The following is a 14,051-nucleotide window of genomic DNA, read 5'->3' on the forward strand; positions in this document are numbered from 1 at the left end:
TCAGCTGGCGGGCGGCAGAACCTTGGCGACCAGCTTGGCCAGCTCCCGCAGCGCCTTGCCCCGGTGGCTGACCGCGTCCTTCTCGGCCGGGGTCAGCTCGGCGTTGGTCCGGTCCTGACCGTCGCCCAGGAAGATCGGGTCGTAGCCGAACCCGCCGTCGCCGCGCGGCGCGCGCAGCACCCGACCGGGCTGCCGGCCGTCGACCAGGTGCTCCTTGCCGCCGGGCAGCACCAGCGCCACCGTGCAGACGAAGGACGCCGCCCGGTGCTCGTCCGGCACGTCGGCGATCTGGTCCAGCACGAGCTGGAGATTGGCCTGGTCGTCGCCGTGCTTACCGGCCCACCGGGCACTGAACACCCCGGGCATCCCGTTCAGCGCGTCCACGGCGATGCCCGAGTCGTCGGCGATCGTCGGCAACCCCGTCCGCCGGCAACCCTCCCGCGCCTTGATCAGCGCGTTTTCGCCGAAGGTAAGGCCGGTCTCAGGCAGCTCCGGGTACTCCTCGACGTCGTCGAGGCCGAGCAGGGCGATCCGGTGCGCGCCGAGCGCGCCGTCCAGGATCCGCTGAAGCTCCACCAGCTTCTTACGGTTCCGCGTGGCGAGCAGGACCTTGTTCATGAGAGAGCCTTCCGCTGGGCTTCGGCCAACTCGCCACACCCGGCCACGGCCAGGTCGAGCAGGCTGTCGAGCTGGTCCCGGGCGAACACGCCCGCCTCACCGGTCCCCTGCACCTCGACGAAGTCGCCCGTGCCGGTGCACACCACGTTCATGTCCACCTCGGCGACCACGTCCTCCTCGTAGCAGAGGTCCAGGCGCGCCTCGCCGGCGATGATCCCGACGCTGACGGCGGCCACCGAGCGGTGCATGACCTTCTCCGGCTTGCCGGCGAGGGACTTTCGGGCGGCCAGCCAGCCCACCGCGTCGTGCAGCGCCACGTACGCGCCGGTGATCGCGGCGGTCCGGGTACCTCCATCGGCCTGCAACACGTCGCAGTCAAGGACGATCGAGTTCTCGCCGAGCGCCTTGAGGTCGATGCAGGCGCGCAGGCTGCGACCGATCAGGCGGGAGATCTCGTGAGTACGCCCGCCGACCCGGCCCTTGACGCTCTCCCGGTCGGAGCGGGTGTTGGTGGCCCGGGGCAGCATCGCGTACTCGGCGGTCACCCAGCCGAGCCCGGAGCCCTTGCGCCAGCGGGGCACGCCCTCGGTGACGCTCGCCGTGCAGAGCACCCGGGTGCCGCCGAACTCGACGAGCACCGACCCCTCCGGGTGGGTGCTCCAGCCTCGGGTCAGGGTCACCGGTCGGAGTTGTGAGGGCCCTCGCCCGTCAGGTCGCGCCATCCCTGCACCCTATGCGGTGCGGGGATCCACCTCGCCCCGGGTGCCCTGCGGCACGTCCGCGCCGTGTGCCCGGAGGAATCCGGGGTCACCGGGCCATCGACGACGCCCACGAAGCGCCGGGTGGTCAGATGTCGTAGCTAGCGCCCGCCCGGACCACTTCGAGCGGCCCGTTGTACGCGCCGGCGGCCGACTCCAGCGTGTGCGCCTCGCTGCCCCAGGCCGCGACCAGGTGGGTCAGCAGCAGACGACCCACCGCCGCCTTCGTCGCGATCTCACCCGCCTCCCGGCCGGTCAGGTGCAGATCCGGCGGATTGTCCACGCCGTCCAGGTAGCTGGCCTCGCACAGGAACACGTCGGCGTTCTGGGCCAGCCGCAGCAACGCGTCGCACTCGGCGGTGTCCGACGAGTAGCACAGCGACCGGCCACCGTGCTCCAGCCGCACGCCGTACGTCTCGACGGGATGGTTGACCCGGTCGACGGTGACCGTGAACGGCCCGATCGGGAACGTGCCCGGCTGGAGGGCGTAGAACTGGTAGACGTCGTCCACCGTGCCGTCGTCGCCGTAGGCGGCGCTGAGCCGGTCCGGGGCGCCGGCCGGGGCGTACACCGGCAGCGCCGGGTAGGGGCCCTCGGGGGCGTACCGGCGGACCACCACGTACGTCACCGCGTCGAGGATGTGGTCACAGTGCAGGTGGGTCAGCAGGATCGCGTCCGGAGCGTGCAGGCCCACGTACCGCTGGAGGCTGGACAACGACCCCGAGCCGAAGTCGACCAGGAGACGGAAACCATCCGCCTCGACGAGATAGGCGGAGCACGGTGACTCGGGGCCCGGGAAGCTGCCGGCACACCCAAGGACAGTCAGTCGCATCGGGTTTTCTCACTGTCACTGTCAGTAGTATCTCTGCCGGCGGTCGTACCGGCCATGATCTCTACCGACGCGTACGCCACGCTGCGCAGCCTACGCCGGGGTACCCGAGGACAAGAATCATCCGTTGGAAGTTGTCACGAACGTGACACACGCTCACGGCGAGCCGAGACGCGGAACGGGCCATCGACGCGTACGCCGACGGCCCGTTCGCGTGGAACCCGGCCCTCAGGCCCAGAGCTGACCTTCCAACGCGTCCTCGGCGTCGCTGAGTGTGCCGCCGTACGCGCCGGTGGACAGGTACTTCCAGCCGCCGTCGCACACCACGAACGCGACGTCGGCACGTCGGCCGGCGCGGACCGCCTCGTGGGCCACCGCCAGCGCGGCGTGCAGGATCGCGCCCGTGGAGAACCCGGCGAAGATGCCCTCCACCTCCACGAGCTGACGGGTGCGCAGCACCGCGTCCCGCGTGCCGACCGAGAAACGCCGGGACAGCACCGAGGCGTCGTACAGCTCCGGCACGTACCCCTCGTCGATGTTGCGCAGCCCGTAGACCAGCTCGCCGTAGCGCGGCTCGGCCGCCACGACCTGGATGCCCTCGACCTTTTCGCGCAGGTAGCGCCCGGTGCCCATCAGGGTCCCGGTGGTGCCCAGTCCGGCCACGAAGTGCGTGATGGTGGGCAGGTCGTGCAGCAGCTCCGGGCCGGTCGTCTCGTAGTGCGCCCGCGCGTTGGCCTCGTTGCCGTACTGGTAGAGCATCACCCAGTCCGGGTGGTCGGCGGCGATCTGCTTGGCCGTCGCGACGGCCTGGTTCGAGCCGCCCGCCGCCTCCGAGAAGATGATTTCCGCCCCGTACATGCGGAGTAGTTGAACCCGCTCGGTCGAGACGTTCTCGGGCATCACGCAGACCAGCCGGTACCCGCGCAGCTTCGCCACCATGGCCAACGAGATACCGGTGTTGCCGCTGGTCGGCTCCAGGATGGTGTCACCAGCCCGGAGCCGGCCCGCCTCTTCCGCCGCGCGGACCATGAACATCGCCGCGCGGTCCTTGATGCTGCCCGTCGGGTTCCGGTCCTCCAGCTTGGCCCACAGCCGCACCGGCGGCGCCCCGTCGGGCACCGTCGGGGAGAGCCGGGGCAGCCCGACGAGCGGCGTACCTCCGCACGCGTCGAGCAGGCTGTCGTACCGCGCCACGACGGCCGCCCTCAGCGAGCGGCGACGGCGTCGCGAGCCGCTGCCGCGCTGTCCCGGCTGATGCTGTGCGAGCTGATCGCCGCTGCCGCGGCGCTGTGCGAGCTGATCGCCGCTGCCGCCGCGCTGTGCGAGCTGATCGCCGCTGCCGCCGCGCTGTGCGAGCTGATCGCCGCTGCCGCGGCGAAGCCGAACGCGCCGCCGGCCACGGCCGGCAGGATGGTGACGCTGTCGCCGTCGGAGAGCTTGGCGTCGAGCGCGCCGAGGAAGCGTACGTCCTCGTCGTTGACGTAGACGTTGACGAAGCGGTGCAGCGCGCCGGCGTCGGTGACCAGCCGGCCGCGCAGGCCGGCGTGCCGGGAGTCCAGGTCGGTGAGCAGGTCCGCCAGCGTGTCGCCGGCGCCCTCGACGACCTTGGCGCCGCCGGTGTAGCTACGCAGGATGGTGGGGATGCGAACTTCGATGGCCATGATGTCGTGCTCCTTGATCGGGTGTGCCAACGGTGACGGGAAGAAACGGGTGCGGACGCTGACGGGTCAGCGGCCGGAACACTCGTAGTCGACCGTCGCCGGGCTCTGCCCGAACATGTAGGACTGCACGGCGTGCGGGTCGACCCCGGCCTCCACGATCTGGACCGGCTCCTCGGTCACCACGCCGTCGACGATCCGGAACGAGCGGATCTCCTCCGAGTCGGGCTCGCGGGTCGAGACGAGCAGGTAGTGCGCGTTCGGCTCGCCGGCGAAGGACACGTCGGTACGCGACGGGTACGCCTCGGTCGCGGTGTGCGAGTGGTAGATGACCACCGGCTCCTCGTCGCGGTCGTCCATCTCCCGCCAGACGCGCAGGTGCTCCATCGAGTCGAACTCGTAGAAGGTCATCGACCGCGCGGCATTGTCCATCGGGATGTGCCGGGTCGGGGTGTCGCTGCCGACGGCACCGGCGACGACGCCGCACGCCTCGTCGGGGTGGTCCCGGCGCGCGTGGGCGACGATCGCGTTGATGATCGACCGGTCGATGCTCAGCACGTGCACCAGCCTAACGCCTCCCAGGCAGAGGCCTGAAGTGGTGCGGGTCACGCCTAGTCGATCAAGGCGTTGAGCAGCGACTCCTGGAGATATCCGAGATACGCGTAGACCGACAGCTGGAACACCCGGCTCGATCCCGGATCCTCGGTCACCGCGTCGTCCAACTCCTCGCCCAGGTCCGTGCCGTCCTTGATCTCCAGCCGGACGCCCATCGCCAGCCGAGCGTCGTTGAGCGCCCGTAGCCACGCCTCGGCCGCCTCGGCGTCCAACCGCACCTCGCCGCCGGCATCGTCGGGGAGCGCGGCCAGGATCGCCCCGGCCTGGTCGATCTTCGCGGTCTTCAGGTCACCCTCGGTGTAACGGCGGAACTCCGACGTGCTGGCCGCGTCCTCCGGGTACACGGCCGGAAACAGCCGGCCGACGACCGGGTCGGTGTGGTCGAAGCCGTCGGTGAGCAGACCGACCACCTCGTTGGCGACCTTGCGCAGCACCCGCACCTCGTCGACGGCGAAGGTGGCGACGTAGCGGCCCGCCTGCCGCCGGAACATGCTCACGATGCCAGCCTGGTTCGCGACTGCGGGGCTCGCAACCCCGGCTCACTCCTCGCGCTCACGAGCGATCCACCGTTGCCCAGAGCCCGTACGCGTGCAACTGCGACGCGTCGTGCTCCATGCGCTCGCGGGCGCCCGTCGAGACCACGGCGCGGCCCTTGTGGTGCACGTCCAGCATGAGCTGCTCCGCCCTCTCCCGGCTGTAGCCGAACAGCTTCTGGAAGACCCAGGTCACGTACGTCATCAGGTTGACCGGGTCGTCCCACACGATCGTCACCCATTGCCGGTCGGGCGCCGGCACGTCGTCAGTGGCCGGCGTCTCGACCGGTGCAACCTGTGGAGCCGCCATGCCCCCCATCGTGCCACCGGTTTCCCGGAACCGAGGAACCGGAACGCCGGACGAACCCGGATCACCCGTCGTGCGCGCCGCGAAGCCGCCTCCCACCTCGGCGGAGGCGAGACGCGGAGCGAGGTCGAGCCGCACGGCGGGCACGCTTTCAGGCGAGCAGGATGCCGTGGTCGATCGCATCGGACAGCACCACGCCCAGCGAGAGACGGATCACCTCGAACCGCCGGGAGATCTCGCGGGAGAGCTCCAACTCGACCTCCCGAAGCGCTCGCTGCGACCAGGCCCGCGCCGCGCTGTGGTCGTCGTTTCCCGGGGTACGCCACTGCTGCCAGCATCCGCCGGACAGCGCCACCGCGATCGGCGGAAGCACCTCGTCACGGGTTGCCGTCGGATAACCGGCGAGCGCGTCGATCGCCTCGACGCCGGTCAGTCCGGCCACCCCCGCCGTACTGGTGACCAGCAGAACCCGATCCAGGTCGCGTCCCGTGCGGTGGTCGGCCAGGCCGTACTGGACGGCCGTGGCGATCCGACGACGTACGCCCTCCGTGGGCGGCGTGCCGAGCACCTGGGCGGTGGTGTCGGCCACGATGCCCCGCACCCCGCGGTCGCACTGCGCGGTGGCCAGCAGCGACAGTGCCGCCATCTCCCGGTCGAGCAGATCGGGAAGGCCGGCGCAGCCGACCCCGAAGACGATCTCCTGAACGGCCCGCAGATGGATGTTCGCCAGTTCCAGGGCCAGGTGCTGACGGATCCGCTGGGCGCAGGAGCGGGCCTGCCGGTCGAGCCGTTCGGACCAGTCGCCCGGGTCGGCGGCCACCGCCACCCGGTCGTGCTGCCCCGGCAGCACGGGCGGTTCGGCGCTGGCCCGCTGCAACCCCTCGGTCGCCGACCACCCCACCAACGCCCGGCGCAGGTCGGCCGCGGTGTCGACGCCGTCGACCGGGAACCAGCGCGCGGCGGCCAGGGCGGGGACGGCGGCCAGCAGCGCCGCGCGGTGCGCCGCGACGGTCACCGCGACCGGGTCCACCTCCCCCGGACGACCGACCGCCGGCGGGACGGACGCCCCCGCGTCCTCCGTCGTCGCCGTGCCGTCGGCCAGCGCCGCCCATCCGGCCGTGCCGGGCGTAACCGCGAAGACGACCTCCACCTGGGCCGCGGCCACCTCGGCGAGCAGGTTCAACTCCTGGGCGGTGAACGCCTGGTCGGCCGCGATCACGAAGAGCAGCGCGCCGGCCCGGCCGACGGCGTCACGCAGCACCCGGACGCCGGCCACACCGAGCGCGCCGGTGTCCGGCGTGTCGATCAGGGTGAAGTGGCGCAGCAGCGGCTCGGGCACGCTCAGCTCGACCCGTCGGGGCGGGCGGGCCAGCGCCGGGCCGGCCGCGTCCCGGTCCGCACCGTACGAGTGCGGCTGGCGGTAGCCCGGGACGAACGCCGCCCGCGTCGGCACCTTGGCGTGCCGGACCACCAGCCAACTGCCGGCCGGAACGGTGAGCATCACCGGGTCGAGACCGACGAGGGTGGCGAGCACGGCACGCCGGTCGGCGCCGGCGGGTCCGACGGCGACGACGCCGAGCGGCTCGTCCGACCGGGGATCGGGAACCTCGAGCTCGGTGGGCAGCGGGGCGCAACTCGGCGGGTCGGCTGAGCTGGCCATGTCGCTGGGCGAGTCGAGCGAGGGGAGAGGGCCCTGCTGCATCGGGTGGCCTCCCGGGGGTGGCGACCGGCACGCCGGTCGGTTGGAAATTCCGGTGACACTACCCGGATGCCCGAAGAGTACGTCTGGCCTGCCGACCAGGCGGAATACCGCGGGTACTCACCGGTAATTGTGCGACTACTCAACTTCGGTGCGTGACGGTGCGGGCGCGGACGGAATTCGATGGATATGCTGCGCGGATGAGTCGATGGAAGTTCGTCGGCCGGACCGATGAACTCAACCGCCTGCTGGCGGCGGTTACCGGCGAGGCCGGCCGGGGGCTCTTCTTCAGCGGCAGCGCCGGCATCGGCAAGAGCCGGCTGTTGCGGGAGGGCGTCAACACCCTGCCCACCGACCGGTACGCCATCTGGTCCATCGCCGCGAGCGCCACCACCGCGGCGCTGCCGTTCGGCGGGCTGGTGCAGGTCCTCCCGGCGGAGCAGCCCCAGGGGCTCTCCCCCGCCGGCATCCTGCGCTGGGCGCTGGGCGTGCTGCAACAGCAGGCCGCCGGCCGGCGGATCGTGCTCGCCATCGACGACGCGCACCTGCTCGACCCGCCGTCCGCCGCGCTCGTGCACCTGGTCGCCCGCGCGGACAACGCCACCGTGGTGGGCACCCTGCGCGACGGCGAGCAGATCCCGCTGCCGATCCGCGCGCTGTGGACCGACGACCTGGTCGAGCACGTCGAGCTGACCCCGATGCCACCGTCGGAGACCGCCGGCCTGCTGGCGGCGATCCTGGGCGGGCCCGTCGACGCCAACTCCGCCGACCGGCTCGGGCGGCTGTCGGCCGGCAACCCGCTGCTGCTGCGCGAGCTGGTGCATGCCGCCAACGGCAGCGAGGAGTTGAAGCGCACCTACGGCCTCTGGAAGTGGACCGGGCGACTGGAGCTGGCGCCGAGCCTCACCGATCTGATCGACACCCGCGTCGGGCAGCTCACCGACGGCGTCCGTACGGTCGTCGAGCTGGTCGCCTTCGGCGAGCCGCTCGGGCTGCACCTGCTCAACCAGGCCGCCGAGCAGTCCGATGTGGAGTGCGCCGAGGAGCGCGGGCTGATCACCGTCGTCCAGCACGACCGGCGGACCAACGTACGCCTGGCGCACCCGCTCTACGGCGAGGTGATGCGCCGCCGATGCCCGGTCAGCCGCACCCGACGCCTCCAGGCGCACCTCGCCGAACTGCTGGAGCAGGTCGGCAAGCGCCGCCGCGACGACCTGCTGCGGGTGGCGGTCTGGCGGCTCGACTCCGGCACCGCGCAGGACGCCGCCCTGCTCGTGGACGCCGCGATGCAGGCGTTCACCCGGTACGACGTTCCGTTGGCGACCCGCCTGGCCCGGGCCGCACTTCATGCCGACGGCGGCTCGGACGCGGCGGAGCTGCTGGCCACCATCCTGATGTTCGCCGACCGACCGGACGAGGCGCTCAGCGTTCTCGACGCGGTGACCCTGGAGCCCGGCGACGAGCGCCGCCTCTGCCGATGGCTGACCGTCCGCGGCATGGTCAGCTACTGGGGGCTCAGTCGGGAGTCCACGGTGGAGGAGATCGCGAGCCGCGTCGAGCAACTCGGCGACTCCGCCGACCGGGCCCGGGTGCACGCCTTCGAGGCGATCATGCGGCTGCACCGACTGGACACGGCGACCGCCGTACGGCTCAGCCAGACCGTGCTCGACCGGCCGGCGGCCAGCATCGCCGCCCGCGAGTTGGCCCGCAGCACCATCGCGTACGTCCAGGCTGCCGAGGGTCAGCTGACGCGCAGCGGCGCGGCCATCGCGCAGGTGCACTCGGCCGCGGCGAGTTGGCGCACCGACATGCCGTACCTGCAACTGGCCCTGGAGTTGGCGCGCGGCACCCGGCTCATGCTCACCGGCGATCTCGTCGGGATCGACGCGATCGTGGCCGACGAGTTCGCCGACCTCGCGGGGGCCGGTGACTTCCGGCTCGGCACCGGCTACCTGGCGATCCTGGCGGCGTACGCCGCGCGGCTGCGGGGTCAGAGCGACGCGGCCATGCGTACCTCGTTGGGTGCCTGCGCGGTGCTGGCCACCAGTCGGGTCTACGCGGGCCTGGCCCAGGCCGAACGGGCCCAGGCGGCGGCGCTGCGCGGCGACGCGGCGCAGGCCACCGAGGCGATGGCCGAGGCCGACCGCACCCACGCGCCGGGCATGGCGGTGCTCTACCCGTGGTTGGAGCAGGCCCGGGGCGCGGTGCTGGCCGCGACGGGTGACCTGCCGGGCGCGGTGAAGCACCTCGGGGATCTGGCCGACCGGCTGCGCGCGGACGGCTTCGCCGGGCACGAGGTGCACGTCCTGCACGATCTGGTCCGACTGGACCAGGCCGGTGCGCCGATCGGCCCCACCTGCTCCGACGGCGGGCGGCGGACCGTGGCGCAGCGCCTCGCCGAACTGTCCGAGCGGGTGGACGGGGTGTTGCCGCCGCTGCTGGCCCGGCACGCCCGGGCTGCGGTGACCGACTCGGCCCCGGACCTGCTGTCGGTCGCCGACGACTACGCCGCGTTGGAGCTGACCGTGTACGCCGCCGAGGCCACCGCCCAGGCCCTGCACCGGCTGCGTCAGCAGCACTCGGTGGCGGCCGGGGAGGCACGCGAACGGCTCGCGGGGTTGCTCGGGCGGTGCAACCTGATCCGGACGCCGGCGCTACGGGCCGGAGCGCCGGTGCTGACCGAGCGGGAGTGGCAGGTGGCGCGCCTCGCCGCGCACGGCGCGACCAGCAGGGCCATCGCCGAACGGCTGTACCTCTCCGCCCGCACGGTGGAGAACCATCTCCAGCGGATCTACACCAAGCTCGGCGTGACCGGCCGGGCCGAGTTGTGGGCCGCGCTGCGGTCGATCCCGGGCCACGAGGGCGACGACTCGGCCTGAACCTTAGGCTGGGACGGTGAGCACCCTCCGCCCCGCGCTGCTGACCGACCACTACGAGCTGACCATGGTCAGCGCGGCACTCAAGGACGGCACGGCCGACCGCCGCTGCGTCTTCGAGGTGTTCAGCCGCCGGCTGCCCAGCGGCCGACGCTACGGCGTCGTCGCCGGCACCGCGCGACTGATCGAGCTGATCCGCGACTTCCGGTTCGATCCGGCCGAGGTCGACTTCCTGCGTCGCACCGGGGTGGTCGACGACGCGGCGGCGGCCTGGCTCACCGACTACCGCTTCACGGGCGACATCGACGGGTACGCCGAGGGTGAGCTGTTCTTCCCCGGTTCGCCGATCCTGACCGTCTCCGGCGGCTTCGCCGAGTGTGTGGTGCTGGAGACGGTGGCGCTCTCCGTGCTCAATCACGACTGCGCGGTGGCGGCCGCCGCAGCGCGGATGGTCACCGCTGCCCGGGGCCGCGCCCTGATCGAGATGGGGTCACGTCGGGCCCACGAGGAGGCGGCCGTGGCGGCGGCGCGCGCCGCGTACCTGGCCGGTTTCCGGTTCACCTCCAACCTCGCCGCCGGCGAGCGCTACGGCATCCCCACGGCGGGTACGGCGGCGCACGCGTTCACGCTGCTGCACGACGACGAGCGAGCGGCGTTCGCCTCGCAGGTCGCCACGCTGGGCAAGGACACCACGCTGCTGGTCGACACGTACGACATCTCGCAGGGCATCCGCAACGCCATCGCGGTGGCCGGGCCGGAGCTGCGGGCGGTCCGGATCGACTCGGGTGACCTGGCGGTGATCGCGCAGCAGTCCCGGGAACTGCTCGACTCCCTGGGCGCGACCGAGACCAAGATCATCGTTTCGGGCGACCTGGACGAGTACTCGATCGCCGCGCTGGCCGCCGAGCCCGTCGACATGTACGGCGCGGGCACGGCCGTGGTCACCGGCTCCGGAGCGCCCACGGCAGGGCTGGTCTACAAGCTCGTCGAGGTCGACGGCCGGCCGGTGGTGAAGCGGTCCGAGCACAAGGCCACCATCGGGGGGCGCAAGGTGGCGGTCCGCCGGCACAAGCCCACCGGCACCGCCACGGAAGAGATCATCGTCCCGCAGGGCGTGCCCGACCGGCAGGCCAACGACCGGGCGCTCCAGCGCTCGTACGTGGTCGACGGCGAGCCCGTGGCCCTGCCAACCCTCGACGAGTCCCGGGAACACCTGCGCGAGTGCCTCATCTCCATCCCATGGGAAGGGCTGAAGCTCTCCGCCGGTGACCCCGCCGTGCCGGTCACCGTCGTACCCGCCGGCTGAGCCCGCCGATCCGACCTCGAAGGGACCCCCGATGGCCAACGCGCTGATCATCGTGGATGTGCAGAACGACTTCTGTGAGGGCGGCTCGCTGGCCGTCCCGGGTGGGGCCGGGGTGGCCGCCGGGATCTCCCGGCTGCTCGCCACCGAGCCGGACCGGTGGCGGCACGTGGTCGCCACGAAGGATTACCACATCGATCCGGGGGCGCACTTCGGCGATCCGCCGGACTTCGTGGAGTCCTGGCCGCGGCACTGCGTGGTCGGCACCAGCGGCTCGGAGTTCCACCCGGAGCTGGAGACCGGACAGGTCGAGGCGATCTTCCACAAGGGCGAGCACGCCGCCGCGTACTCCGGTTTCGAGGGCCACGCCGACGACGGCGAGTGCCTGGCCGACTGGTTGCGCCGGCACGACGTGGACACCGTCGATGTGGTCGGCATCGCCACCGACCACTGCGTGCGCGCCACCGCGCTCGACGCCGCCCGGGAGGGCTTCGCCACCACGGTCCTGCTGGAGCTGACCGCCGCGGTCGCGCCGGAGACCACCGACGTGGCGCTGCGCGCGATGGACGGCGCCGGTGTGGTCCTGCACGGTGAGCCTGTGATCAGGGCCGCATGAGGCGGTAATTGGTTGGCCAACGGCCCGCGACCCGTCGAGGATGTCGCCGGAGGTACGGACCAACGTGAACATCAAGCCTTACCGGACAGCGCTCGCCCTGCCCGGCCTGCGGTCGCTGCTGCTGGTCGCCGTTCTCGCCCGCATCCCGCTCACGGCCACCGGGGTCACCCTGACCTTCCACGTGGTGCTCGACCTCGACCGGGGTTACGGCGCGGCGGGCCTGGTGGGTGCCGCCATCACGATCGGCGCGGCGATCGGCGGCCCGCTGCTCGGCCGCCTGGTCGACCGGCGCGGCCTGCGTCCGGTGCTGGTGCTCACCGGGATCGCCGAGGCGGTGTTCTGGACCACCGCGCCCTCGTTGGCGTACCCGCTGCTGCTGCCGGCCGCCTTCGTGGCCGGCTCATTGGCCCTGCCGATCTTCTCGGTGGTCCGCCAGTCGATCGCCGCGCTGGTCCCGGAAGATCAACGGCGGCCGGCGTACGCGCTGGACTCCATGTCCGTCGAGCTGTCCTTCATGATCGGTCCGGCGCTGGCGGTGGCCCTGGTCACCGCGATCTCGGCGCAGACCACCATGTACCTCGTCGGTGGTGGCATCGTCGCCGCCGGGGCCGCGCTGTGGCTGCTGAACCCGCCGATCCGTGGCGCGGCCGAGCCGGTCGGCCCACGACGCCAGGTGTCCCGCCGGGAGTGGCTGACCCCCCGGCTGCTCGCCGTACTGGCGCTCAGCGCCGCCGCCACCCTGGTCCTCGGGGGTACCGATGTCGCGGTGGTCGCCGTCCTGCGGGCCAGCGGGGAGGCCGGCTGGACCGGCGTCGTGCTGGCCGGCTGGGCGATCGCCTCGCTGGTCGGCGGCTTCGCCTACGGGGCCGTGCACCGCTCGCTGTCGCCGCTGGCGCTCACCGCGGCGCTCGCGCTCTGCACCATCCCGGTCGGGCTGGGCGGCGCACACTGGTGGCTGCTCTCACTTGCGCTGATCCCGGCCGGCGCGCTCTGCGCGCCGACCATCGCGGCCTCCGCCGACGCCGTCAGCCGGCTCGCCCCGGCCGAGGTACGCGGTGAGGCGATGGGCCTGCACGGCTCGGCCGTCACCGTCGGAATCGCGGTCGGCGCGCCACTCGCCGGCGCGGTCATCGACGCCAGCGCGCCACTGTGGGGCTTCGTGGTGACCGGGGCGCTCGGCGTGCTGATCACCGTGGCCGTGCTCCCGCTGGAACTGCGCCGCCGCCGCAACGCCACCGCCCACCCTCCGACGACACCCACCGAACAGGAACTAGCCGCCACAACCCGCTAGCACCCCGGCACCCCGGCACCCCGGCACCCCGGCACCCCGGCACCAAGATCCGCGCAACTTACCTGATGTTGCTGCTTCGAGAGCGTGGGAAGCAGCAACATCCCTGATGCTGCGCGGATCTTGTCCGTAGAGTGCGCTCGCGACCTGGAAGCCCCGCCTATCCCCGCGCCGATCTTGCACAAACGGTCGCCGTTTTGCCCACTTCACCCCTTTGGTCGCGACAGAAAGTGCAAGACGCTTCTATGTACGTGGTGATCGGTTCGGCTGGTTGCCGCTAGGTTCGGCGTCGATGATCACTTGGGTGGCTCATTGCCGATCCGGCCGCTCGGAGTTGGGGTGTGCCTTGTGCAAGACCTGTCCCCAGGTGGTCGTCGGCGCCGGCCCGGCCCACCTCGCTGGCCTGATCAGAAGCCTGCCCGTGCGAGGACACGTGGCCCATCACAGATTTGCCGCCGAGGTGACTGCATCCCGAGCCGACGCCGACTGTCCCGGTCGTCACTGGCAAAGGAGCAACAACAGAGATGGCACAGATCGTAGAGCGGGTCACGGATGCCTATGACGTGGTGGTGGGGGTGGATACCCACACCGACACGCACACCGCTGCGGTGCTCGACCGGTTCGGGGCGGTGCTGGCGCAGGTCACCGTGCCCACCGATCCGGACGGGTTGAGCCAGCTGCTGGCCTTCGCCGCCGCGCACACCCCACCAGAGGGACGCCGGTTGTGGGCGGTGGAGGGCACCCGGGCCCACGGTCAGGGGCTGTGCCGGCTGTTGACCACCGCCGGTGAACCAGTCCGCGAGGCGCCCAAACCCGCCGCAGCGGCCCGCCGTCGAGGCGGCAAGTCCGATCAGCTGGACGCGGTCGCCGCCGCCCACGCCGTGCTGGCCCTGTCCACCGACCGCATCGCTGTGCCCCGCAGCGACGGACCACGCGAAGCGCTACGTCTCC

The 14,051-nt window shown here is 72.1% G+C and carries 13 protein-coding genes and 1 pseudogene; 5 read left to right on the forward strand and 9 right to left on the reverse strand.

The genetic code is table 11. From position 1 onward, the window contains the following. The 9 genes and pseudogenes from rdgB to ACLQ25_RS07130 form a co-directional block, all read right to left on the reverse strand. Positions 1 to 618, reverse strand: coding sequence for an RdgB/HAM1 family non-canonical purine NTP pyrophosphatase (gene rdgB, locus ACLQ25_RS07090; protein WP_425730088.1), 618 nt, complete (start codon positions 616 to 618; stop codon positions 1 to 3). Further along, complete coding sequence (gene rph, locus ACLQ25_RS07095) at positions 615 to 1,340, reverse strand: ribonuclease PH (RefSeq protein WP_425730089.1); 726 nt, start codon at positions 1,338 to 1,340, stop codon at positions 615 to 617. Before rph ends, rdgB begins: the two co-directional genes overlap by 4 nt. Before the next feature lie 124 nt (positions 1,341 to 1,464). Next, a complete protein-coding gene (locus ACLQ25_RS07100) occupies positions 1,465 to 2,208 on the reverse strand; it encodes an MBL fold metallo-hydrolase (RefSeq protein ID WP_357393656.1) in 744 nt (247 codons plus the stop codon). Between the two features lie 225 nt (positions 2,209 to 2,433). Further along, positions 2,434 to 3,399 (reverse strand): PLP-dependent cysteine synthase family protein, encoded by a 966-nt coding sequence (locus ACLQ25_RS07105; protein ID WP_425730090.1) that lies wholly within the window; start codon positions 3,397 to 3,399, stop codon positions 2,434 to 2,436. Positions 3,400 to 3,566: 167 nt separating this feature from the next. Then, positions 3,567 to 3,866, reverse strand: a pseudogene (locus ACLQ25_RS07110) (MoaD/ThiS family protein); the annotation flags it as partial. Positions 3,867 to 3,932: 66 nt separating this feature from the next. Then, positions 3,933 to 4,421: a Mov34/MPN/PAD-1 family protein gene (locus ACLQ25_RS07115; RefSeq protein ID WP_425730091.1), complete on the reverse strand. Its 489-nt coding sequence runs from the start codon at positions 4,419 to 4,421 to the stop codon at positions 3,933 to 3,935. A gap of 53 nt (positions 4,422 to 4,474) precedes the next feature. Next, positions 4,475 to 4,969, reverse strand: coding sequence for a DUF2017 domain-containing protein (locus tag ACLQ25_RS07120; protein ID WP_425730103.1), 495 nt, complete (start codon positions 4,967 to 4,969; stop codon positions 4,475 to 4,477). 61 nt (positions 4,970 to 5,030) lie between these two features. Then, positions 5,031 to 5,321 (reverse strand): ATP-dependent Clp protease adapter ClpS, encoded by a 291-nt coding sequence (clpS, locus tag ACLQ25_RS07125; protein WP_039905549.1) that lies wholly within the window; start codon positions 5,319 to 5,321, stop codon positions 5,031 to 5,033. Between the two features lie 148 nt (positions 5,322 to 5,469). Further along, a complete protein-coding gene (locus ACLQ25_RS07130; protein WP_425730092.1) occupies positions 5,470 to 7,020 on the reverse strand; it encodes a hypothetical protein in 1,551 nt (516 codons plus the stop codon). A 197-nt stretch (positions 7,021 to 7,217) separates the two neighbouring features. On the opposite strand from ACLQ25_RS07130, the gene ACLQ25_RS07135 reads away from it, so the two are divergent. The 5 genes from ACLQ25_RS07135 to ACLQ25_RS07155 form a co-directional block, all read left to right on the forward strand. Next, the gene (locus ACLQ25_RS07135; protein WP_425730093.1) at positions 7,218 to 9,896 is read left to right on the forward strand and encodes a LuxR C-terminal-related transcriptional regulator; all 2,679 of its coding nucleotides are present in this window, start codon (positions 7,218 to 7,220) and stop codon (positions 9,894 to 9,896) included. A gap of 16 nt (positions 9,897 to 9,912) precedes the next feature. Further along, the gene (locus ACLQ25_RS07140) at positions 9,913 to 11,199 is read left to right on the forward strand and encodes a nicotinate phosphoribosyltransferase (RefSeq protein ID WP_425730094.1); all 1,287 of its coding nucleotides are present in this window, start codon (positions 9,913 to 9,915) and stop codon (positions 11,197 to 11,199) included. A 31-nt stretch (positions 11,200 to 11,230) separates the two neighbouring features. Beyond that, complete coding sequence (locus ACLQ25_RS07145) at positions 11,231 to 11,812, forward strand: isochorismatase family protein (RefSeq protein WP_425730095.1); 582 nt, start codon at positions 11,231 to 11,233, stop codon at positions 11,810 to 11,812. A 40-nt stretch (positions 11,813 to 11,852) separates the two neighbouring features. Continuing rightward, the gene (locus ACLQ25_RS07150) at positions 11,853 to 13,103 is read left to right on the forward strand and encodes an MFS transporter (RefSeq protein ID WP_425730096.1); all 1,251 of its coding nucleotides are present in this window, start codon (positions 11,853 to 11,855) and stop codon (positions 13,101 to 13,103) included. A gap of 521 nt (positions 13,104 to 13,624) precedes the next feature. Then, positions 13,625 to 14,051: IS110 family transposase (locus ACLQ25_RS07155; RefSeq protein ID WP_425730097.1), on the forward strand; the 427-nt coding region annotated here is incomplete at its 3' end.

The sequence above is a fragment of the Micromonospora sp. DT44 genome (assembly GCF_049841635.1).
In the GTDB taxonomy this organism is placed as follows: Bacteria; Actinomycetota; Actinomycetes; order Mycobacteriales; family Micromonosporaceae; genus Micromonospora.